Source organism: Nostoc sp. DedQUE08 (assembly GCF_034530895.1).
In the GTDB taxonomy this organism is placed as follows: Bacteria; Cyanobacteriota; Cyanobacteriia; order Cyanobacteriales; family Nostocaceae; genus Nostoc.
Map to the genome: position 1 here is coordinate 1 of NZ_JAVRCD010000070.1, position 21,916 is coordinate 21,916.

Here is a 21,916-nt window from a genome sequence, read left to right on the forward strand (position 1 = left end):
GTCCCCAGTCCCTAGTCCCTACGATTAATTCAGAAATCAAATCAGATTGCTATACCTCATACCTTATAATTTCCTTGGCAAAATTTTAGTTAATCCGCCACATTTTCATCCCAAACAATACCGATTAGCTGCTAAGAAATATGACTAACAGATGCACCAACGATTTGCAAGCTGGTGAATAAATCGGCGTTCAAGTGGCTGGCTAATCTCGCCCTTGTCTGCGCTCAAAAGAGAAATGAGAAATAGTTTCTTTCAGGATACCTGCTTAGTTAACTCGACTATGGAACCAGTGAGGACACCCATGCCACAATAAAATTTGGGATGTTTTTTTATTTGGAAGTCCCTAAAGAGGTTTTTCAGGAACTTTACCCATTGTCAGCCAATCTTTGTGCCAGTCCCCCATACTCAATATTGCGATTTAAGATGATTGGGTATTCTATAATTTGCGATCGCCACTATACGGATGATTGAAGTTGAACATCTGAGTAAAATATACGGCTCTACCCCAGCGATTACCGATGTCACCTTTAGCGTCGAGCCTGGGGAAATTTTAGGGCTGTTGGGCCCCAATGGCGCTGGAAAAACCACAACCATGCGGATTCTGGCTGGTTATTTACCGGCAACCAATGGAAATGCCCGGATTGCTGGTTATGATGTCCATGAAAATTCCTTGGCTGTGCGCCAACGCATTGGTTATTTACCCGAAACACCGCCGTTATATCCAGACATGACGGTGGAGGGATTTTTGCATTTTGTCGCCCAAATTAAGGGAGTTTCAGCAGGCGATCGCCCCAACAAGGTGACAGCCGCCATCGAACGCTGCAACTTAGAAGATAAGAGGCGAACGATTATTCGCAAACTCTCTAAAGGATACCGCCAACGTGTCGGAATTGCTCAAGCGATCGTCCACGATCCCCCAGCGATCATTTTGGATGAACCCACCGTCGGACTCGATCCCCGACAAATAATTGAGGTGCGGAATTTAATCAAAAGCCTCGCTGGTACTCACACAATTATTCTTTCCACGCACATTCTGCCAGAAGTGAGTATGACTTGTAGCCGCGTCGCCATCATCAATCGCGGTAAGGTGGTGGCAACTAATACACCAGAAAATCTGATGACTCAGTTGACAGGTGGTTCTGGTTATGAATTGGAAATAGAAGGAGAAGCCGCCCTAGCGAAACAGGTATTGCAAAAAGTCGCGGGTGTGAGCCTAATAGAATCAATTCCTATAGCCGGAGGTCATCAACCCCAGTCAAATCGCGCTTACCTGCGGGTGATATCGCAACCAGGAAAAGAACCAGGACGCGATATTGCTACCACATTAGTGCGTGCCGGATTTGGTTTACATGAATTGCGGCGGGTTAACGCTACCTTAGAAGACGTATTCTTGCAACTAACCACAGAAGAAAAAAATTTCGATCCTGAGGTAGACTTAGCAGCAGACAAAGAAGGAGAGGCAGCGTAAATGGGTATAGTGCTGAGTAATATTATTGCCATTTATCGCCGAGAGTTACAGAGTTATTTTGTATCGCCCTTAGCTTATGCGATCGCAGGCATATTTTGGTTCATCGCCGGGTTATTCTTCGTGATGATTTTGCTAGGCCCAGACGGCATTTTGGTAGGAGTTGCGGCAATAGATGCACAAGGGCAACAACTGGGAGTACCAGTACCACCGATAGATGTCCCCTACGAATTTGTTCGGGCATTTTTGGATCGTATGGGATGGCTATTGTTGTTTATTCTGCCCATACTTTCGATGGGACTCTATGCCGAAGAACGGAAGCGCGGTACTTTAGAACTTTTAGCCACCTCACCAATCACCAATTGGGCGGTAGCTGTAGGTAAATTATTAGGCGTGATAACATTTTTTATCACAATGGTTGCACCCATGCTAGTGTTGGAAGCGATCGCCATCAGCGGCTCAAATCCACCAATGACGCCCTCAATTCCCTTACTGGGTCATATTGGATTAATCTTACTAGCAGCAGCAATTTTATCTGTAGGAATGTTTATTTCTTCATTAACAGACAGCACAATTTTGTCTGCCGTTCTTACCTTTGCAGTAATCTTATTATTGTTATTGATTGATTTAATCGCCAAAATTGTCCCTGGCCCCGTAGGTGAAGCTTTAGGTTATCTATCGTTGCTGAAACATTACAACACATTAATCCAAGGCATTTTTGATACTAGCGCTTTAATTTTATTTGCCAGTTACATTTTTTTGGGCATATTTCTTACAGCTCAATCAATTGATGCACTGCGTTTTCAAAGGCAATAGTTATATAAGTTATGAGTTAAAAGTTAGGAGTGAGGAGTTAAAGTCATCAGGACTTAAGCAAAGTAATGAAAAAACCAACTGAAAAGGAGGTATCTGCGCAGCATCTCCTAGAGAAGGAAACAAAGGAATAATAGTTTCAGAGACTCAATAACTCCTAACTCCTAACTCCTAACTCCTAACTTTTAATTCCTCACTTCAGTCTAATAATATGAAGATAGTTGCAAAAAAGAAACTGTGGAAATATCTGTTTTGGTTAGGCCCATTCCTAATTACTGTCGGCTTAACAGCTGGGTTAATCTCTGAACAGTGGGGATTAATTCCATTAGTATTTCTGATTGCAGGAATTGTCATCAGTGGGTTGGGGATAATATGGCAAAGTTACCAGAGTAACTGGTGGAATCGTCGTTCTACCCAAGCTGGGACTAATGCCCTAGTGGCAACTCTGGCAATATTAGCAATTTTGGGATTGATTAACTTTTTGGGAACTCGCTATCACTTGCGGGCAGACTTAACAGAGGCTCAATTATTTACCCTCGCACCCCAGTCACGTGAATTAGTAAGAGTTTTACCACAGCCAGTTAAAGTATGGGTATTTGATATTAACCAAAATCCCCAAGACCGAGAACTACTAGAAAATTATCAACGCCAAAGCTCAAAATTTAAATACGAGTATATCGACCCCCAAGCTAGACCAGGACTTGCAGAAAAGTTTGGCGTCAAAGATTATGGAGAAGTTTATTTAGAATCTGGGGATAAACGGCAATTAGTACAAACAATAAATGAAAATGAGCGCTTGTCAGAAATTAGATTAACTAGTCGCCTGCAACAACTAACAAATTCAACCACAGCTAAAGTTTACTTACTGCAAGGTCATGGCGAACGCCAACTTTCACCTGGTAAAGATGCAATATCACAAGCAGTTCAGGGATTAGGCGATAAAAATTTCACAACATCACCTCTGAATTTAGGAGAAACTTCCAAAGTTCCTCAAGATGCGGCTGTCGTAATAGTAGCTGGCCCCAAACGAGGACTGTTTGAGGGTGAAGTCAAAGCTTTGCAAGACTACCTTAATCGCGGTGGTAATTTACTGCTGATGATCGATCCTAATACCGATCCCAAACTTAACAGCTTGTTACAAGAGTGGGGTGTTCGTCTGGATAATCGTTTAGCAGTCGATGTCTCTGGCGAAAGCGTTGTGGGACTTGGCCCTGCTGCGCCCTTAGTCACAGAATATGGACAACATCCAATTACCAAAGATTTCGGTAACGGCAATTCTTTTTATCCGATTGCCCGACCGCTGGAAATTACCTCTGTGCCTGGTGTTCAGGCTACTCCACTGCTACGAACCAAACCCTACCCCAGCAGTTGGGCAGAAAGCGACCTCCAAAGCGAAAAATTGGAGTTTAATGCAGATAAAGACCTGAAAGGCCCTTTAACCTTGGGCGTTGCTTTAACAAGAAAACAAACACCCAAATCTGCTTCCACTCCCCAAGTTTCACCCACACCTTCACCTCTACCATCACCAACCACTCAAAGCAAGACTAGCCCGACTCCTTCCCCTTCCCCCAAGACTCCGCAAGCCTTACCATCACCAACCACTCAAAGCAAGGCTTCCCCCACTCCCCCTACCTCCCCTACCTCCCCTGCTCCCCCTACTCCCCCTGCCTCCCCTGCCCCTCCTTCCCCTCCTTCCCCTGCTGCCTCATCTCAAACAGCTACCGAGTCACGGTTAGTAGTTTTAGGAAATTCCGATTTTGCCACCGATGGTTTGTTTCAACAGCAATTAAATGGAGATGTATTCCTCAACTCAGTTACTTGGCTGAGTCAACAAGATCGGCAACCCCTTTCCATTCGTCCCAAAGAACCGAAAAATCGGCGGATAACCCTGACAACCACACAAGCTAATCTTTTAATATTGTCATCTCTGTTAGTTTTACCTTTAATTGGATTTGCGATCGCAGTTATTATTTGGTGGAAACGACGGTAATTAAGTGAGTTAGGAGACGCGATTAATCGCGTCTGTACAAGAGTTAAGAAGAGTAGAGACGCGATTAATCGCGTCTAATGACAAATGACAAATGACTAAAAAATGAAATTGCCACGAACAACTTTAATTTTGATACTGCTAGCGTTGGGTTTAGGTGGTTTTGTTTACTTCCATGAAATTCGACGTGCAACTGTACAAGAAGAAATCAAAGAGCAAAAGCAGAAAATTTTCTCTTTTGGAGAAGATGATGTGCAGTCTTTAACAGTCAAGACAAAAAAACTCACCCTGAATCTGGAACGGAACCCTGAATCTTCTAGTAAGCCCAAGTGGTTAATCAAATCTCCCATATCGGGCCCAGCAAATGATGCTATTGTTTCTTATTTAATGGATTTATTGGTCAAAGGTAATAGCGATCGCACTCTCTCAACTCCAGCAAAAGAGCTTAAAGAATTCGCCCTAGATCCACCCCAAGCAACTATTAATATCACCCTGAAAAACCGGCAAAGCCATCAGTTGAGTTTGGGTAAATCTAACTTTAACGGTCGTTTATTGTATGCTCAAGCCGATCCTACTGCTAAACCCGATGGAAACATAAATGTGCTGTTAGTATCTACAGATTTTGGAAATGCCGTAAATCGAGAACTATCAGAGTGGAAACAACCTGTAGATAATAGTCAGAAGCTACCTGGACTCAGCACCCCTTTACCAACTCCGACAAATAGTAAATAAGCAATTACGGTTTCTGTGGTATGTTTCGGTAACGCACAATGGGTTAGCACATCTGTGCTACTCTACTTCAAATCTCACTAGTTTTTCTAAGTTACCATGACAAATCCGACAGCAACATTGCTGATTTCCTGCCCCGATCGAAGAGGACTGGTGGCTAAATTTGCCAATTTCATCTATTCTAACGGTGGTAATATTATTCATGCAGATCAGCATACAGATTTTGCTGCTGGGTTATTCCTCACCCGGATTGAATGGCAGTTAGATGGGTTCAATTTACCGCGAGAATTTATTGCCCCGGCATTTAATGCGATCGCACAACCTTTAGGTGCTAAATGGGAATTACGTTTTTCTGATACAGTACCACGCATCGCTATTTGGGTAAGTCGGCAAGACCATTGTCTATTTGATTTAATTTGGCGACAACGCGCTAAAGAATTTGTTGCTGAAATTCCTTTAATTATTAGTAACCATTCTAATTTAAAAGTAGTGGTAGAACAATTTAATATTGACTTCCAACACATTCCCATCACTAAAGATAATAAATTAGAACAAGAAATCCAACAACTAGAATTATTACGCCAGTACAAAATAGATTTAGTTGTATTGGCGAAATATATGCAGATTGTTAGTGCAAATTTTATTAATCAATTCCCACAAATTATTAATATACATCACTCATTTTTACCAGCTTTTATCGGAGCTAATCCTTATCATCGAGCTTTTGAACGTGGTGTGAAAATTATTGGTGCAACTGCTCATTATGCTACTGCTGATTTAGATGCAGGCCCAATTATTGAACAAGATGTGGTGCGAGTTAGTCACCGTGATGAAGTTGATGATTTGGTGAGAAAAGGCAAAGATTTGGAGAGAATTGTATTAGCAAGAGCGGTGCGATCGCATTTACAAAATCGTGTATTAGTATATGGTAATAGAACAGTAGTATTTGAGTGATTTTATATCTTTATGACTAACGACATTACAGAAAAACTTAAACAAGCCTCTGATGGTTTGTTAATGATAAGTGAATCAGAGTATCCTTTTGAAGCTTTTTTGTGGTCTAATCAAGCGCAAGAACCTTTGACAAATCAAAAACTTCTCCAGTTAACAGGACATCCTCAAGAAACATCAGTTGAAGAAGTAGAACTAGATTATTTTTTTAGGAACTGTGCCCAAGAAAAAGAATGGCACGATGAAATACAACGACAAAATGTGCAAAAGTTTAAATCACTTGTCAAAAAATTAAGGGATCGCCTCACTAATATCAAGGTTTATCGCATAGGTACGATAAGTATTGATGTCTATATTGTTGGTAAAACTTCAGATAAAGATTTAGGCGGAATTTCGACAAAAGTTGTAGAAACTTAAGGAATCAAACATCAGCCTATCTATAATTTACAGATAGGCTTTAAGTTTTAAGTGAAATAAATATCCTTACAAATTGTCAACTCTAGACTCAATTACACTTTGAACAGACGAAGAAACATTAGAAAGCAAATTGTAACCAGTGTTTGTTTCAATGGAATCAACACTAACTCTGTAGTTTGTCCAATTATTATTTCTAATTCCCTGTGAATTAGGCATATTCACTGCAATTACTCTTGTGTTATTAGTGACACTGCTAGCATCAGAATTTGATGAATTTAATACTACAATAACCTTCCATGTTCTGGTCGGAACTGTAACGTTACCATTAGCAATTGTGTTTTTTGTTCCATTCGACCCAGTTCCACCAGTGCCATAGGAGCCTGAAATAATATAGAGTTCTTTCCCCTGGTTTACTAAGTCTCTAGAATAGTTTTCTAGTGCAGCCCAAGGCCCCTGATTATTATCAGGTGACTGAGGAATTATATTCGTCATTAAAAAAGTAGCAGAGTTATCGGTAATTGTATTTGTCCTATCTGCTGAAGCAGTCATGTGTCCCCTATCAAAACCGCTACCAGTGTAATCGGAAGAAGTGACTCGGTAGCAGCTTGAAGGTAATGTAGTATCTGCACGAAAATCATCTTGGCGAGGTGCGCTTCCTAGCCATGATGTGTTTAGCTGCCAACTTACCCAATTTGGTGTCCCTCTATAGCAATTGTAAGAAACTGCGTATTGAGATTTGCTCAACAAAAGATTACTGTAACTACTGCCAGCATTACTAGGATTGCCCATTCTTAGATGAACGCTTGAGGGTTGGGCTGTTAGTGGCTTTTGTAGATAATTAAGCAGAGTGAAAGATATTGCTGTTGGTACAGCAATAGGTAGAATAGCCCTGAGAAAATCAGACTTCTTCATTTGTTACTATTTATTTGTTTAAACAAACTACAATTGTCTCTGTTAAAGTTACAGAAATTCAGTAAAACTTACCAATCGCAATATAGCTATGGTTGTATAAAGAGAGGTTAAAAAACTGTAAATAGTGCGTTAACATCTAGTAATTATTTAGGTGACGATCTGAAATTAGATAATCATCTAAATAAGATGAAAAACTTATATATTATTTGCTTTAATAATTGAGTGATGGCGCGGAATGCCCGCGCCCAAGCGATCGCTATTTTCACTCGACTGAGGGCTAGAGAGTATTTTGACTGATTGACAAAATACGCTTTATCTTAAACCTCACGAGAGCTTAGAAAGAGGAAGGAATGTTAAAAAATAGTCCTTGGTCGAATTGATCTCTCAAAAAGTCTTCCAATTCAATTTCGTCGTCATTCTGAATTTGAAACCAAGTCTTGAAGTTGTGCTTCAAGAAGTAACCGAAAGATTTCCAGCTGAAAAGTTGCTGTCCAATGCTTGTGATTGCGACGTTCATTGTATTTTCCTCAGGTTGTTTGAAGTATGCGATTAAGAATTGGTTAAACAAATTGGCGTTCCACAACAAGTGGATAAATTCTGGCAAGCAGTTCTTGTACAGGGGAAGCAGGCAAAGAGATTTTATACTAAATCATCCTGCTTTCTCTGCAACGCCAACAAATTAATCATTGTTTAGCGATATTTGCATTAGCAAATGTATTCAGGAATAGAATTATTCTTACTACAAGCGTCTAACTTGAACTGATTCAATATCTGCTGTAATTCCACTTCTGATATATACTTCTCCTTAAGCGAGTTGAAGTACAACAGTGCAGTTTTATAGCAGGCTACAGTTATGTTAGTGCGCTCCTCTGAAGTTAGTGCTGCCACTATTTGAACTGTCTCCTCCACATGCTTTACGTCACTACCTAAACAACTGTGCATTCGCAGACAGCGAGTAGCATAGGTATTAGGTGGTAGTATCGCTTCCACCAGTTGGATATGCTCTGCTTTGATATTCATTGCTAGACGTTCCATCGTATAGCAATACCCAACACAACTAATTGGATCTGCTGCTTGTACGCTCTGAGTGAAGAAACTCAGCAAAGCCATAGCACTCGGAGGGAGGAGTGTTTTTACTACAGCTTCTGCATCATATCCCATCGACTGAATATCAAGCAAGGCGAGGCGATCGTGACCTTGTTCTTCACGAGCTTTTTCTGCTGCCCATTGTGCTAAACTCCAGCGTCCCAATCTAGCAAAGCGCCGAGCTGCTTCTTCCATTAATAGCCCAGTAGAGTGAGTTAAATGGTAGGAAGCGGCAAGTTGCCAGATCCAATGGGAGGGAGTTAAGGCAGGTGGCTTGCAGTTTGGTAATGTATCTTTGGCAGCAGATACTATAGCTCTATCTAGAAGCTTGCGAGTCTCAGATATAGTGTCCCTGTTAAATATCAGTTGGATAAAGGGATTACTGCTCTTTAGACTTAATTCCTTACTTTTGTTAGGTTTGTCGATGTTAGTTGAACGGAATAATAGATTCATGGCAAGTTTCTTTCATGGGTTGTTTCTACCCATTCACGGATAAGGTTGTAGAGGATAAAGCGTTGCATAACCTCTCTTTGAGCACAAAGAACTTTAAATTGTATCTTCAGGGAGGAGGGAATGTATGCCTTGATATGCGTGATATTGTCTCGGTCTTCATCTAAGGTGTTAGTCATGAAAGAAGAAGTTGGGCCATCAGCCTTTACCCATTCGCTGATTAATACTTCCAAGACTTCACTCATCTTTAATCCATATTGTGCACAGAGCGCTTTAAACCGAAACTTAAGCGCTTTCGGCATACTACCTTTAATCACCGTATATGCCTCTTGCTCCTCCTTATACATCCAGGTTACGAAAACGAAAGTTCAAAAGTCCTTTGTGATCTAGGGTAAGTTTTCTAAAAAATTTCGCCAGTAAAGACTAGTGAAGTTAAGAAAAAAGTTATTTAGTAGTGACAACACTACAGGTATTTTTCTGTAACTTCCAGAAAATAAAATATACAAAGATAATAATCATTCTGAAAAAAGAGGGAGAGATTGGCGATCGCAGTCTCTCCCTCCCTTTTTGTAGTAAATTCAATAATGATTGGATTTTTGGGTGAACAGAGATGCCAATACAATTAACGGATTCACTAAAAAAGTTATTGAAGGAAACCGCACAACAATTAAAAGGTGCAGAAAAACGTAAATTTATAGCACAAACAGTAGTGGCATTAGGACACGGAGGACAGTCTCTAGCGGAGCGAGAGTTAGGATGGAATCGCGTAACTATTAGTAAAGGAATTAAAGAATTAACTACTAGTATTACTTGCGTGGATAACTATCGAAGTAGAGGACGTAGTAAAGCAGAAGCAAAACTCCCAAATCTTTTAGAAGATATCAAAAAAATTGTCGATTCGCAAAGGCAAGTAGACCCAGACTTTAAAGGCGAAAGAATGTATACACGTCTTTCTGCGGCTGAAGTGAGACATCAATTAATTGATAGGTTTGGTTATAATGATAGAGAATTACCAACTTCGGAAACAATTCGTGTCAAGTTAAATGATTTAGGATATTGCCTCAAGAAAACTGCCAAAATACAACCTCAAAAGAATACCCGAAAATGACGTAGCTTTTGAGCAAATAACTATTGTATATCAATAAAATAAGCTTTAGATAAACCAGATATTTTACATTTAAGTTAATATTTGCTCATTTACTCGTGATGGTAAAAATCGAGTGCTAACGGCAAATGACGATCATGATTTTACCCAAAAATAAGCATGACTCCTTACGGTATGTTTGTTCCAGGAGCTATTTTTATATTGAATAATTTTAACTAATTACTTTCCTAGTCCCCAGTCTCTATTTTCAAGGCAGGTCTATTTACCAAAAATACAGTGTATATCGCCTGTTTAAATGATTATTATTCTAGCAAATTGTATATTTTATTTTCTGGAATTTCCTAAATATTGAAAAAGCGGAAAAATTAGTACAAGCGTAAATCATCGGTAATAATATTTTGTCTTCTATCTAAAGAATGAGATATTGATTATGTTAAAGTTAAAAATTAACTAAAAATAACTTATTGTTTAGTTAAGTTAAAATTTTACCAAACAATTGATTTTAAGTGTGACTAGTTACGGTTATTGAAGTTATCCTGTTTTTCTTCTGCAAGCTAGGCAATTACTTCTTAATAATTTTTTTATAATTTTCCTAAAATTCTATATCTTCACTAGTAAAAATCTGGCTAACGGAAAAAGATAGATTACGAAAAGATTTAGCTAATGCGAAAACTAAAAGTAATTAACGCGAAAAGCTAGCTCTTTTATTTCCAGATTTTTGCTACGAAGCAAACATACTTAATCAATGAAACTCCAAGCTGAAAACTTGAGAAGTAACTGCCAATTTTTATAAATTCCAAAATTTCTTCGGAAATAATTATTTAGTCACAATGAGGTCATCTGTCATGGTTCAAATTCTTGAAAACCCAGCAGTCAAGCAACCACCAATTAGTAATAGAGTTGAAAGTTTTTTGTTAGATATGTTCAAGAATGTTTGCGAAGCTATTGAGGAAATAGATGGAAGTAAACTTCACGAACAACACTGGACAAGAGATGAAATAGGGCAATGGGTACAAGGTGAAAACAGTAACGGTGCTATCTATATAGACAAGTCGCTGCGGAACGGCAATGTATTTGAAAAAGTAGGTATCAACTACGTATCAATGAAGGGTGAGTTACCTCCTGGTGTCACCTTTCGAGGATCGGATGTTGTAATGGCTGACCCAACAACTATAGCACCAGATGAAAAAGGTACTTCTTTCTTCGCTACGAGTACCAGTGTTGTGATTAATGCATATAATCCAATGGTGCCGACAGCACACGTTAACTATCGGTACTTCCAATTGGGTGATGGTACTGAACCTGGTTCTTGGTGGTTTGGCGGTGGAGGTGATTTAACACCAATTTACTTATTTGAAGAAGACGCAGTTCATTTCCATCAAGTACATAAAGCAGCTTGTGACCAGCACGATGCAGAACTCTATCCACGCTTGAAAAAGTGGTGTGATGAATACTTTTATCTTCCTCATCGCAGTGAGTGTAGAGGTATAGGTGGAATTTTCTTTGACAATTTACAACATTCCGATGCCGAAACTTTATTTTCCTTTGTAAAAACTTGTTCTGAAGCTTTCATCCCTGCCTATTTTCCTATTGTCAAACAACGTAAAGATATGGAGTTTACGGAAGAGCAAAAATATTGGCAGCGCATCAGACGCGGACGTTATGCCGAATTTATTCTCCTGCATGATAGAGGTGTTCGATTCGGACTAACAAGTGGGATTGTAAGTACGCAAAGCGTCCTCAATTGTATGCCTGGAGAAGCGTTTTGGAACTATAACGACCAACCCATTGCTGATAGCGAAGAAGCAAAGCTTCTAGAGGTACTGAGAAATCCCCAACAGTGGGTGTAAAGGCGGTCAACAGCAGATTTGAAAACAGCAGCCGATAAAAAATGTTGGCTACCCAAATCCTAATACCGTTTCACCTGAAGATTGATAGAAATGACATTCTTCTTGAGCAGGCGCAGGGAAAGTAAGAAAAGTAATTTGTAAGTAAACGGACATAATTAAATGTAAAATCCAATCCAGTGAAACCTTTTACTGTTGAGGATTTTACCTTCTAACTCCTGCCTTTTACTTATCAATAATTGAGTGAAATGGTATGAGAAGCGCCTAAATTTTACTCTTCACATTTCTTTAGAGATAGCCTCTAAACAGGAAGTAACAAGGTGTTTATGGAAAAATTGCCGACAAGTATTTGGCTAAAAATTCACAAATCAGTTCGCTGGTCTAATTCAACTGAATTTGCCAACTTCAAAACTGAAATTAGCAATTTTTTACAAGTTCAATGGTTGAGTTATTTCTCAATCAAGCAATTGCGGGAAGTTGACATTGTATTTCTGTGTATGTTTGTTAGCAGATACCTAACGTTGACGCTGATTTTACTATACTTATGGAGTTCATTTCATGCTAGTACTGAATCACCAAGGACATGCTAGTTCTGAATTAGTAAAGAGAATAAACTCCATAATTAAAAAATCTCTAGTAGACAGTTGGTTGAGAACTGGACAACTAAACTGATTGAGAATGGGATCAAAGGTTGGATTGATAAACTGTTATTTATGTTGTCAATCGTAGAAATCTAAGAGTAAAAGAGTTTATGGCGATCGCTATCTCTAATCTAGCAGCGATCGGCCGTTGATTACCTCATTTTTCCAGGTCATTCAAATTAGTAAAAAAATACGGAGAAGTGTCAATGGACAACGTTATAGGTATTGGCGACATTACCATGAACGATGTGATGCAAATGGATTCCTCCAAAGCAGTGAGTATGTTTAGGAATCGATTTGCAGCCTACAAAAAGCTGGCAGATGAAATTGGAGAAGATGCAGCTTTTGAACAAATGATGTTAGCTTACCCCGCTCATCAAAAGGCGTTCATGGGTGCTTTCATTGACAATACCACCATAGCCAAAGGCTTTACCGATGCAATTCCGATCTTTCGGATCATGGGCTTCAAAATGCAAGTTGTAGATATTTCCCAAGCAGGAAAAGATGCTGCACTAGAAATTCAACGAGTTTGTCCGGTTCTTGCAATTGCCAAAGAATATGGGCTTGAAAGTCCTTGCCGAGTTATTTGCGAGATGGAACAAGAAGCAACCAGGAGAGCATTTCCTGGGATGAAAGCCGCAATTATTAGCAAGCAGGCAGATGGTGATTGTGTTTGTATGTTCAAGTATGAAAGACCTGCCAAAGGGTTAGAAGTAAAGCCACAAAAATCACCCAGTTTGTTCTCTCATATTCTCGATTTGATTCGCTTGACTCCTAAAATCTTGCAGATTGGGATGAACCTTTTAAAAACGTCTCTTTCTAAAGGATCGTAACTTTTATGAATGGCATCATTCAAGACCTGAAGCATTTGATTGCAGGTGAAGTCAGCAACGCTTCAGAAATTTTGACAGAAGTTTCTCAAGATTTTGGTGGTATATTCCAAAAGTCTCCCCAAGTTGTTGTTACTCCTCAAAACGCTAACGATATTGCCCAAACTGTTAAATATGCTGCTCAACAAGGATTAGTAGTTTCTTCACGCGCTGCGGGACATTCGTTAGGCGGTCAGTCTTTAAACCAAGATGGAATCGTTTTAAATATGAGGAATCTCGATAAAATTCGAGATATCCAAAAAGACCAACTTTGGTTTAAAGCTGATGCGGGAACTTCTTGGAATCAAGTAATCGATGCTTGTATTCCTGATGGTTTAGTTCCTCCCGTATTAACCAATTATTTTGGTGTTTCTTTAGGAGGAACTCATTCTGCGGGTGGTATAGGTGCAGCCTCTTTTCGTTACGGAAATCAAGCTGATAATTGTCTTGGTTTAGAAGTGGTAACAGCAGAAGGCGAGATTCTCTGGTGTACGCCTGAAAAAAACAGCGAACTTTTTAATCACGTACTTTGCGGTTACGGTCAATTTGGAATTATTACCCAAGTTCAGCACAAACTCAAAGTTTACCCTTCCCAAACCCGCACCTATTTATTGTTTTATGACAATCTAGATGCTCTTTTAGATGACAAACGGGTTTTAGTCAGCGAACAAAGAGTCGATCATCTTGTATCTTTCCCAGTTCCCTGTTTGCAAGGAGTATCCAGAGCTACAGGGATAATGCAACCTTTGATTCAATGGTTTTACACGTTGCGGATTACTGTTGAAGCAAATTCTATTGATGCTATTGATGATAAAGAAATCCTTGCTGGCTTAAATTTTTACCGTCATATCCATACTGAAGACTTGGGATTTGAAAAATTCATCGAACCGATGATTCAAGTAGATAGTAAGGATATCGCTCACCCTTGGATGGATGTTTTTCTTCCAGCCTCATCTGCTAAAAATTACATCGAAACGGCTCTCAAACAGTTGCCTTCTTTTCTCGATATTAGTAAAGCACAAATGGGCTGTTTTTGCTTGTTAAACCGGAATAACAAGATGCCGATGTTTCGTTTACCGCAAGAGGAAGAACTAATTATTGGGTTTGGGATTTATCCCAGCATTCCGAAATCGCAAGTTCAACCCATCTTGGCTGAATTGAAAAAGCTCAGTAATCTGAGTTTAGAAATGGGTGGAAAAAGATATTTAACTTGCTGGATAGATTTTACTATTCAACAGTGGCAAAGCCAATTTGGCGATTACTGGCCAAAAGTTAATGAAATCAAAAGGAAGTACGATCCCAAAGGAACATTTAACTCTGGCTTTTTTGAATACGAACAGATTGCCCAACCGAAAAACCAACTTGTTAAGGAAGTTGCTACTAAATCTGCGATCGCAGTATAAGTCACTTCTCAATCATCTTGTTTAAAATCGACTCTGATTCACCATCCATATTACTTGACCGAGGCTCTAGAAGAAGACAAACTTCAAAAGAGGAAACATGAATATCGCACTTGTAGGTCTTAGTCACAAAACAGCTCCGGTTGAAATTCGGGAAAAACTGAGTATTCCAGAAGAGCGAATTGAAAACGCGATCGCTCAACTGTGTAAATACTCTCACATTGAAGAAGCTGCTATTCTTAGCACTTGTAATCGTTTAGAAATCTACGTAGTTGTAAACAAAATAGATCGGGCAGCTCAAGAGGTCACGGAGTTTCTGTGCGAGTACAGTAAACTGCCTTTTCCAGACTTGCATCAATACTTGTTTACTCTGCTACAGCAAGATGCTGTTAAGCATTTGATGCAAGTTGCTTCCGGTTTGGATAGCTTGGTGTTGGGAGAAGGACAAATTCTGGCTCAAGTCAAACACGCTTACCAACTGGTTCAACAATACAATCAGGGCGAACGCATCCTCAATCAGTTGTTCAAGCAAGCCGTTACCACTGCAAAGAGAGTTAGAACGCAGACATCAATCGGTACGGGTGCGGTTTCGGTTAGCTCTGCGGCAGTAGAATTAGCCCAAATCAAAGTAGAGAAGTTACCGGCTTGCCGAGTGACAATTGTCGGCGCTGGCAACATGGCTCGGCGACTGGTGCAACATCTAATCTCTAAAGGCGCAACTCAAATTTCAATTGTCAATCGTTCCATTGAACGAGCTGAGGAATTGGCGAATCAATTTAGTGATGCTGGAGTGCAATATTATCCGCTCCCTGAATTGATGTCATTGGTGGCAGCTTCAGATTTGGTCTTTACCAGCACTGCTTCAGTTGAACCCTTACTCGATAAAGCCAAACTCAAAGCTGCATTGAAACCCGAACAGCCTTTGATGCTGGTTGATATTTCAGTGCCTCGTAACGTTGATGCCGACGTTAATGAGTTGCCTCATATGCAAGTGTTTAATGTTGATGATTTAAAAACCGTCGTTGCCCAGAATCAAGAAAGCCGTAGGCAAATGGCAATAGAGGCGCAAGCATTAATCCAGGAGGATTTAGACGCATTTCAAAGTTGGTTGCGATCGCGAGAAACTGTTTCCATTATTAGCTGTTTACGAGACAAAATGGAAAAAATTCGCGAACAAGAGTTAGAAAAAGCTTTGTCCCGTATGGGGTCTGATTTTGCTAAAAAACATCAAGAAGCCGTCGAAGCCCTAACTCAAAGGATTATCAACAAAATTCTCCACGAACCGATGGTGCAACTGCGGACGCAGCGCGATTTGGAAGCTCAACGTCTTGTCCTCCAGGTTCTACAAGTGTTGTTTAATCTAGATACAGGAGAGGTGCAATCTAATGTTGTTGCCCAAACATCCTCTCTATCAATTAGCACCGTAGAGATAGCAGCAAAAAATATCAAAGTTGCTCAAATGAGACTTGAAAGTATTGAAGTCCATGCAAAAGTTGAAGAAGTTATTGCTCAAAGCGTAACTTAAGAAACTCCATGATTCTTAATAGCAATAGCAGGAAGTAAGTATGTTAAAAAACTTCTGGTACGCTTGTGAGTTCAGCACCGCCGTTACTACAAAGCCCAAGCAAGTGCGGATATTAAATCAGAAATTAGTCTTTTACCGTAACGCTAAAGGACAACTGATAGCTCTCCAAGATCGGTGTCCCCATCGTGGTGCTGCCTTATCTCTCGGTTGGGTAAAAGATGATTGTATCCATTGCCCCTATCATGCCTGGAAGTTTCAAGCAGATGGGAAATGTATTAATATTCCTGCTAATCAACCCGGAATTCCTATTCCTAAGAATGCTCGTGTAGATAGCTATCCAATACAGGAAAAATACGGTTTTATCTGGCTATTTTATGGTGATTTACCAGAAGAAGAACGTCCGCCAATCCCACCATTGCCAGAATTTGAAGACCCAAGGCTACAGAAAATTTTCTTTGAATACGAACTCAACGCTCACTACACCCGCACGCTAGAGAATGATATGGATATGTCTCACGTATCTATTATTCATTCCAAGTCTTTCGGGAATGGGTTTGCATTAGAGCAAAAAATGGAAGATTACGAGCTGAATATCGGGGAATGGGAGGGTCACGCCAAAGTTAATGTTCGAGATTATACCAAAGCAAAAGACATTTTCGCCTTTGTCTTTCGCCCATTGAAAGCCAATGTAAAAGTGACTTTGGGCTTTTATATGCCCAATATCACGCGTTTAGTGGTTGACTTCGGTCGTGGCAAGCTGGTTAATTTTACTGTTCACGTTCCTATTGACGATCGCACCACAATTACCAAGCGAATTCAGTTCCGCAGTTTTTTAACTTTCCCTTGGGCTGATGGCATCTTTCAACGGGCAGCTTACAAAGTTGTTATGGAAGATAAGGGAGTGGTTGAGTCTGAATATCCTACGGCAGTCCCCGATAAGTTGTCAGACGAAGTTCACGTTCCTTGCGATAACTTATCTCTTGCTTATCGCAAACTTCGGCAAAAATGTTTGGCAATGGGATGGGGTATGAAACCTTATCAGAACCAATCAAACAACTCGAACGGAAATTTAATCCAACCTTCTTCTGTCTTATTGAAGAACTAAGGAACTGATTATTTATTGTGGGGTGGGCGTCTCGCCCGCCCAGTCCATAAGGCGGGCAGGATGCCCACCCCACAAGATTGGATAATTTATTTCTTGAAGTTTCTTAATAAATATAGAGTTCGTTTTGAATGGTATTGCAGAGATAATTTTGGTGTTGCTGAATTCTGGGATGAATTTTTCTTCGCACCTTGGCTAACAATCTCAATTCATTCTGCATTGATGCAACACCATAATTCTTAGCTTCAGCTCAAATTATTAAATCCAGGGAGAAACAGATGGGGAATTATACGTTACTGCAAGCTGCGCGGGGTGAAATACTCGATCGCCCTCCTGTATGGGTAATGCGCCAAGCAGGTCGCTACATGAAAGTTTATCGAGATTTGCGTCAGAAGTATCCTTCGTTTCGCGATCGCTCCGAAAACCCTGACTTAGCCGTGGAAATCTCACTGCAACCTTTCCGCGCCTTCCAACCCGACGGAGTGATTATGTTTTCCGATATCCTCACGCCGTTGCCTGGTATGGGTATCTCATTTGACATTCTAGAAAGTAAAGGGCCAATATTCGAGCGGCCAATTCGCACGCCAGCACAAATTGAGGCGCTGACTGCCCTCGATCCCGAAGCTTCTTTACCCTTCGTGCGGCAAATTCTGAGGACGCTACGCCAAGAAGTGAACACTCAAGCTACGGTTTTAGGCTTTGTGGGCGCACCTTGGACGCTAGCTGCCTATGCAATTGAAGGTAAAAGCTCGAAAGACTATGCCATTATCAAGAAGATGGCTTTTTGCGAACCTGCGATGCTGCATCAATTTTTAGGGAAACTGGCAGATGCGATCGCAGTTTACGCCCGTTACCAAATTGATGCTGGTGCCCAAGTCGTGCAACTATTTGACTCTTGGGCGGGACAACTCAGCCCTGAAGATTTCCAGACGTTTTCTCTACCTTACCTGCAACGAGTCGTGCAACAGGTTAAAGCAACGCACCCCGACACGCCCCTGATTTTGTATATCAACAACAGTGCTGGAATTCTAGAGTTAATGGCGCAATCGGGTGTTGATATCGTCAGCGTGGACTGGACTGTGGATATGGCAGTAGCGCGGCAGCGACTTGGTGCAAATATTGGAGTCCAAGGAAATATCGATCCGTGCGTGTTGTTTGGTACTAAAGAACTGATCCGCGATCGCATTCTCGACACGATTCGCAAAGCGGGGAACCAGAAGCACATCCTCAATCTCGGTCACGGGATTTTACCGAACACTCCCGAAGAGAATGTTGCTTTCTTTTTCGAGACAGTCAAACAACTCAGCTACACGTCAAACGATCTTAACTAAAAGTTATGACTTCAGTTCAACCCGCTTCATCTAACATCTCGACTCCCGTTCGCACCATCCGCATCGGTTCTCGTAAAAGCCAACTCGCACTCGTGCAAACTTACTGGGTTCGAGAACAACTCCAAAAGCACTTTCCTGATATTTCCTTTGAAGTCCACACCATGTCCACCCAAGGCGATAACATCTTGGATGTGGCATTAGCCAAGATTGGCGATAAAGGATTATTCACCAAAGAACTCGAATTGGGAATGCTCAACCAAGAGATTGACTTTGCAGTTCACTCTCTCAAAGATTTGCCGACTTGTTTGCCAGAGGGGTTAGCGTTAGCAGCCGTAACAGAACGGGAAAACCCGGCAGATGCTTTAGTTGTGCATGAAAAGTACAAAGATAAGCAAATCGATACCCTGCCAGAAGGCACAGTCATCGGCACTTCTTCCCTGCGCCGCCTCGCACAATTGCGTTATCACTTCCCCCATTTTACTTTTAAGGATGTGCGCGGCAACTTAAATACGCGCTTGGCAAAGTTGGATGATGGAGAGTACGATGCGCTGATTTTGGCAGCCGCAGGATTACAACGATTGGGAATGAGCGGCCGCATTCATCAAATTCTGCCAACCGAACTCTCTCTTTATGCTGTCGGACAGGGAGCGTTAGGGATTGAATGCCGCGCTGACGATTTGCAAGTACTGGCATTACTCAAAGCAATCGAACACATTCCCACCCGCGATCGCGTTTTAGCCGAACGTGCCTTCTTACGAGAACTAGAAGGCGGTTGCCAAGTACCCATCGGTGTTAATACGCAACTGGACGACAATAATCTTACATTAACAGGATTAGTCGCCAGCGTCGATGGCAAACGTCTAGTCAAAGATTCGGTTACGGGCACTGCTAGCGAGGCCGAAAATTTAGGTATTCAATTAGCTCATAACTTGCGGCAACAGGGAGCTACAGAGATTTTGACTGAAATTTTCCAGACAGTCCAGCGCAGTTAGGGAGTTGCAAATCCTGTCGCTGTGTACGCAGGGGGGCAGGGAGCAGGGAGCAGGGAGCAGGGGGCAGGGGGAAAAATGCGATTAAAGGGAAAGGATTTTTTGTAAGCCGCTTTCCCCTTTAGCCCACTTTTGTAAGAAGTCTATTGGCTATTTCATCGTTCATTTTAATACTATGTTTCCAATTCATCGCCCGCGTCGGCTAAGAAGCCATCCCCAATTGCGGCGGATGGTGCGCGAAAACGTCCTGACAACCAGTGATTTAATCTACCCTCTTTTTGCCGTACCGGGTGAGGCGATCGCCAACGAAGTCAAATCCATGCCCGGAGTTTACCAACTTTCTGTAGATAAAATCGTGGAAGAAGCCAAGGAAGTCTACGACCTCGGCATTCCAGCTATTATTTTATTTGGCATTCCTGAAGACAAGGATGCAGACGCTACGGGGGCTTGGCACGATTGCGGCATCGTTCAAAAAGCCGCTACTGCCGTCAAACAAGCAGTCCCGGAATTAATCGTCATTGCCGATACCTGCCTGTGCGAATACACCAGTCACGGACACTGCGGTTATCTGGAATTAGGTGATTTAACTGGGCGCGTTCTCAACGATCCGACACTGGAATTGCTGAAAAAAACGGCAGTTTCCCAAGTCAAAGCTGGCGTAGATATCATTGCACCTTCAGGAATGATGGATGGTTTCGTGCAAGCCATTCGTTCGGGTTTAGATGAAGCTGGTTTCCAAGATACGCCGATTTTGTCCTATGCTGCTAAGTATGCTTCGGCTTACTACGGGCCTTTCCGGGATGCTGCCGACTCAATACCGCAATTTGGCGATCGCAGAACCTACCAAATGGACTTTGGTAACGGTCGTGAAGCTTTAAAAGAAATCGAACTCGACATTAGCGAAGGTGCAGATATGTTAATGGTCAAGCCAGCCTTGGCCTACATGGATATTATCTGGCGCGTCAAGGAAGCAAGTAATCTACCCGTTGCTGCTTACAACGTTTCTGGCGAATACTCGATGGTGAAAGCTGCTGCCCTCAACGGTTGGATTGACGAAGAACGAGTGGTCATGGAAACGCTGCTCGGCTTTAAACGGGCTGGCGCTGACTTAATTCTCACCTATCATGCCAAAGATGCTGCCCGTTGGTTAGCAAAACTTGGCAATTAAACTTTCTAGTTTCGATTTCATGTCGTTCGTGTAGAGGAGGAATTTATTATGTTCATTCCACTCGGTTTTGTTCAACGCTCCGTTTTAACTAGCTTGGGAAAGATGGCTTATTACACTAACCAAGGTGAACTTTGGGCAACCGATGGAATGGGCGATACGCCATCGGGGCGCGAACGCGAAACTTTGATATTCTTCCACGGTATTGGAGGCGGAGCATCTGCCTACGCGTGGTCGAAGGTGTATCCAGCATTTGCAGCAGAGTATAAAGTGTTAGCACCCGACTTGATTGGCTGGGGGCGATCGGATCGTCCCGAACAAAATTATCTTCCAGCCGACTACATCACAATGCTAATTGAGTTCATCGAGCAGACGTGCCAAGCCCCTGTAACAATAATTGCTTCTTCCCTAACTGGAGCATTTGCGATCCGAGCCGCAGTCAAACGTCCCGACCTGTTTAAATCACTCATTCTTACGCTTCCGTCAGGCATTAAAGACTTTAGGCAATACTATAGCAATAGTTTTTTCGCTCAAATTGCCAGTGTTCCCATTCTCGATCGCGTTCTTTATGCAGGGCAAGTCAGCAGCTTTGGCATTCGTGACTTTTTTGAGCGAGTTTTTGCTCAACCCAATCGCCTTTCTCCCCAAATTGTAGAAGCTTTTGTGCAATCGGCGCAGCAGCCAAATGCTGAGTATGCTGCTTTGTCATTTTTACAAGGTAACTCATCCTTCGATCTATCAGAATACATTCCAAGATTAACAACACCTACCATCTTTATTTGGGGAAGCCAAGCAAAGTTTACAGGGCCGGATGTAGGGCGTCGCCTTGCAAATCTAAATCCACAAGCAATCCAAGCATTTATCGAACTAGAAGATGTTGGGTTGAATCCAGAACTGGAAGTGCCAGAAGTAATAATCGGATTAATTCGGAAGTATTTGCCTGTGTTAGCGCAGTAAATTTTTGAGAAACTTCCCTAGTTTCTTGACCTGCACCTTTAATGCATCGACCTGCACCTTTAATGCATCGACCTGCACCTTTAATGCATTGACCTGCAACTTTAATGCATCGACCTGCAACTTTAATGCATTGACCTGCAACTTTAATGCATCGACCTGCAACTTTAATGCATTG

The 21,916-nt window shown here is 41.4% G+C and carries 20 protein-coding genes and 1 pseudogene; 16 read left to right on the plus strand and 5 right to left on the minus strand.

Annotated elements, in window-relative coordinates; genetic code table 11:
* Nucleotides 1-463: 463 nt before the first annotated feature.
* The 6 genes from RMY64_RS31250 (at nucleotide 464) to RMY64_RS31275 (ending at nucleotide 6,362) form a co-directional block, all read left to right on the plus strand.
* Nucleotides 464-1,468, plus strand: a complete 1,005-nt coding sequence (locus RMY64_RS31250) for an ABC transporter ATP-binding protein (RefSeq protein WP_322674140.1) — start codon at nucleotides 464-466, stop codon at nucleotides 1,466-1,468.
* Nucleotides 1,469-2,281, plus strand: a complete 813-nt coding sequence (locus tag RMY64_RS31255; RefSeq protein WP_322682624.1) for an ABC transporter permease — start codon at nucleotides 1,469-1,471, stop codon at nucleotides 2,279-2,281. It abuts the gene before it with no gap.
* A gap of 208 nt (nucleotides 2,282-2,489) precedes the next feature.
* Nucleotides 2,490-4,268, plus strand: coding sequence for a GldG family protein (locus RMY64_RS31260; protein ID WP_322702069.1), 1,779 nt, complete (start codon nucleotides 2,490-2,492; stop codon nucleotides 4,266-4,268).
* A 102-nt stretch (nucleotides 4,269-4,370) separates the two neighbouring features.
* The gene (locus RMY64_RS31265; protein WP_322702070.1) at nucleotides 4,371-4,997 is read left to right on the plus strand and encodes a DUF4340 domain-containing protein; all 627 of its coding nucleotides are present in this window, start codon (nucleotides 4,371-4,373) and stop codon (nucleotides 4,995-4,997) included.
* A 96-nt stretch (nucleotides 4,998-5,093) separates the two neighbouring features.
* Nucleotides 5,094-5,948, plus strand: a complete 855-nt coding sequence (purU, locus tag RMY64_RS31270) for a formyltetrahydrofolate deformylase (protein ID WP_322702071.1) — start codon at nucleotides 5,094-5,096, stop codon at nucleotides 5,946-5,948.
* A gap of 12 nt (nucleotides 5,949-5,960) precedes the next feature.
* On the plus strand, nucleotides 5,961-6,362 hold the full coding sequence (locus RMY64_RS31275; RefSeq protein WP_322702072.1) for a nuclease A inhibitor family protein: 402 nt from the start codon (nucleotides 5,961-5,963) through the stop codon (nucleotides 6,360-6,362).
* 66 nt (nucleotides 6,363-6,428) lie between these two features.
* Here RMY64_RS31275 and RMY64_RS31280 read toward each other — a convergent pair whose 3' ends face one another.
* The 4 genes from RMY64_RS31280 to RMY64_RS31295 form a co-directional block, all read right to left on the minus strand.
* A complete protein-coding gene (locus RMY64_RS31280; RefSeq protein WP_322682629.1) occupies nucleotides 6,429-7,274 on the minus strand; it encodes a DNA/RNA non-specific endonuclease in 846 nt (281 codons plus the stop codon).
* A 334-nt stretch (nucleotides 7,275-7,608) separates the two neighbouring features.
* Nucleotides 7,609-7,791 carry a hypothetical protein gene (locus tag RMY64_RS31285; RefSeq protein WP_322702073.1) on the minus strand — a complete coding sequence of 61 codons (183 nt, stop codon included), beginning with the start codon at nucleotides 7,789-7,791 and terminating at the stop codon, nucleotides 7,609-7,611.
* 188 nt (nucleotides 7,792-7,979) lie between these two features.
* The gene (locus RMY64_RS31290; protein ID WP_322702074.1) at nucleotides 7,980-8,813 is read right to left on the minus strand and encodes a hypothetical protein; all 834 of its coding nucleotides are present in this window, start codon (nucleotides 8,811-8,813) and stop codon (nucleotides 7,980-7,982) included.
* Entirely contained in the window at nucleotides 8,810-9,055 is a 246-nt protein-coding gene (locus RMY64_RS31295) for a hypothetical protein (RefSeq protein ID WP_322674131.1), read from the minus strand. Before RMY64_RS31295 ends, RMY64_RS31290 begins: the two co-directional genes overlap by 4 nt.
* A 371-nt stretch (nucleotides 9,056-9,426) precedes the next feature.
* Here RMY64_RS31295 and RMY64_RS31300 point away from each other — a divergent pair.
* The 10 genes and pseudogenes from RMY64_RS31300 to RMY64_RS31345 all read left to right on the plus strand — a co-directional run.
* Nucleotides 9,427-10,101, plus strand: a pseudogene (locus RMY64_RS31300) (ISAzo13-like element transposase-related protein); the annotation flags it as partial.
* A gap of 659 nt (nucleotides 10,102-10,760) precedes the next feature.
* Nucleotides 10,761-11,765: an oxygen-dependent coproporphyrinogen oxidase gene (gene hemF / locus RMY64_RS31305; RefSeq protein WP_322702075.1), complete on the plus strand. Its 1,005-nt coding sequence runs from the start codon at nucleotides 10,761-10,763 to the stop codon at nucleotides 11,763-11,765.
* Between the two features lie 844 nt (nucleotides 11,766-12,609).
* Nucleotides 12,610-13,236, plus strand: a complete 627-nt coding sequence (locus RMY64_RS31310; RefSeq protein ID WP_322674129.1) for an L-2-amino-thiazoline-4-carboxylic acid hydrolase — start codon at nucleotides 12,610-12,612, stop codon at nucleotides 13,234-13,236.
* Nucleotides 13,237-13,241: 5 nt separating this feature from the next.
* A complete protein-coding gene (locus tag RMY64_RS31315) occupies nucleotides 13,242-14,675 on the plus strand; it encodes an FAD-binding protein (protein ID WP_322674128.1) in 1,434 nt (477 codons plus the stop codon).
* A 97-nt stretch (nucleotides 14,676-14,772) separates the two neighbouring features.
* The gene (locus RMY64_RS31320) at nucleotides 14,773-16,197 is read left to right on the plus strand and encodes a glutamyl-tRNA reductase (RefSeq protein ID WP_322702076.1); all 1,425 of its coding nucleotides are present in this window, start codon (nucleotides 14,773-14,775) and stop codon (nucleotides 16,195-16,197) included.
* Between the two features lie 40 nt (nucleotides 16,198-16,237).
* Nucleotides 16,238-17,302 carry an aromatic ring-hydroxylating dioxygenase subunit alpha gene (locus tag RMY64_RS31325; RefSeq protein WP_322702077.1) on the plus strand — a complete coding sequence of 355 codons (1,065 nt, stop codon included), beginning with the start codon at nucleotides 16,238-16,240 and terminating at the stop codon, nucleotides 17,300-17,302.
* Between the two features lie 275 nt (nucleotides 17,303-17,577).
* Complete coding sequence (gene hemE, locus RMY64_RS31330) at nucleotides 17,578-18,630, plus strand: uroporphyrinogen decarboxylase (protein ID WP_322702078.1); 1,053 nt, start codon at nucleotides 17,578-17,580, stop codon at nucleotides 18,628-18,630.
* Between the two features lie 5 nt (nucleotides 18,631-18,635).
* The gene (gene hemC, locus RMY64_RS31335) at nucleotides 18,636-19,622 is read left to right on the plus strand and encodes a hydroxymethylbilane synthase (protein ID WP_322702079.1); all 987 of its coding nucleotides are present in this window, start codon (nucleotides 18,636-18,638) and stop codon (nucleotides 19,620-19,622) included.
* 172 nt (nucleotides 19,623-19,794) lie between these two features.
* Nucleotides 19,795-20,787: a porphobilinogen synthase gene (gene hemB, locus RMY64_RS31340; RefSeq protein ID WP_322702080.1), complete on the plus strand. Its 993-nt coding sequence runs from the start codon at nucleotides 19,795-19,797 to the stop codon at nucleotides 20,785-20,787.
* A gap of 48 nt (nucleotides 20,788-20,835) precedes the next feature.
* Nucleotides 20,836-21,741, plus strand: a complete 906-nt coding sequence (locus RMY64_RS31345) for an alpha/beta hydrolase (RefSeq protein ID WP_322702081.1) — start codon at nucleotides 20,836-20,838, stop codon at nucleotides 21,739-21,741.
* Here RMY64_RS31345 and RMY64_RS31350 read toward each other — a convergent pair.
* On the minus strand, nucleotides 21,730-21,916 hold a 187-nt coding region (locus tag RMY64_RS31350), incomplete at its 5' end, for a hypothetical protein (protein ID WP_322702082.1). The two genes, RMY64_RS31345 and RMY64_RS31350, sit on opposite strands and share 12 nt — an antisense overlap.

Coding starts and splice junctions, on each gene's coding strand:
- RMY64_RS31325 (WP_322702077.1), top strand. CDS start 16,238: ATGTTAAAAAACTTCTGGTACGCTTGTGAGTTCAGCACCGCCGTTACT.
- RMY64_RS31280 (WP_322682629.1), bottom strand. CDS start 7,274: ATGAAGAAGTCTGATTTTCTCAGGGCTATTCTACCTATTGCTGTACCA.
- RMY64_RS31315 (WP_322674128.1), top strand. CDS start 13,242: ATGAATGGCATCATTCAAGACCTGAAGCATTTGATTGCAGGTGAAGTC.
- RMY64_RS31290 (WP_322702074.1), bottom strand. CDS start 8,813: ATGAATCTATTATTCCGTTCAACTAACATCGACAAACCTAACAAAAGT.
- RMY64_RS31275 (WP_322702072.1), top strand. CDS start 5,961: ATGACTAACGACATTACAGAAAAACTTAAACAAGCCTCTGATGGTTTG.
- hemF (WP_322702075.1), top strand. CDS start 10,761: ATGGTTCAAATTCTTGAAAACCCAGCAGTCAAGCAACCACCAATTAGT.
- hemE (WP_322702078.1), top strand. CDS start 17,578: ATGGGGAATTATACGTTACTGCAAGCTGCGCGGGGTGAAATACTCGAT.
- RMY64_RS31295 (WP_322674131.1), bottom strand. CDS start 9,055: ATGAGTGAAGTCTTGGAAGTATTAATCAGCGAATGGGTAAAGGCTGAT.
- RMY64_RS31345 (WP_322702081.1), top strand. CDS start 20,836: ATGTTCATTCCACTCGGTTTTGTTCAACGCTCCGTTTTAACTAGCTTG.
- RMY64_RS31260 (WP_322702069.1), top strand. CDS start 2,490: ATGAAGATAGTTGCAAAAAAGAAACTGTGGAAATATCTGTTTTGGTTA.
- purU (WP_322702071.1), top strand. CDS start 5,094: ATGACAAATCCGACAGCAACATTGCTGATTTCCTGCCCCGATCGAAGA.
- RMY64_RS31265 (WP_322702070.1), top strand. CDS start 4,371: ATGAAATTGCCACGAACAACTTTAATTTTGATACTGCTAGCGTTGGGT.
- hemB (WP_322702080.1), top strand. CDS start 19,795: ATGTTTCCAATTCATCGCCCGCGTCGGCTAAGAAGCCATCCCCAATTG.
- RMY64_RS31285 (WP_322702073.1), bottom strand. CDS start 7,791: ATGAACGTCGCAATCACAAGCATTGGACAGCAACTTTTCAGCTGGAAA.
- RMY64_RS31255 (WP_322682624.1), top strand. CDS start 1,469: ATGGGTATAGTGCTGAGTAATATTATTGCCATTTATCGCCGAGAGTTA.
- RMY64_RS31320 (WP_322702076.1), top strand. CDS start 14,773: ATGAATATCGCACTTGTAGGTCTTAGTCACAAAACAGCTCCGGTTGAA.
- RMY64_RS31250 (WP_322674140.1), top strand. CDS start 464: ATGATTGAAGTTGAACATCTGAGTAAAATATACGGCTCTACCCCAGCG.
- RMY64_RS31310 (WP_322674129.1), top strand. CDS start 12,610: ATGGACAACGTTATAGGTATTGGCGACATTACCATGAACGATGTGATG.
- hemC (WP_322702079.1), top strand. CDS start 18,636: ATGACTTCAGTTCAACCCGCTTCATCTAACATCTCGACTCCCGTTCGC.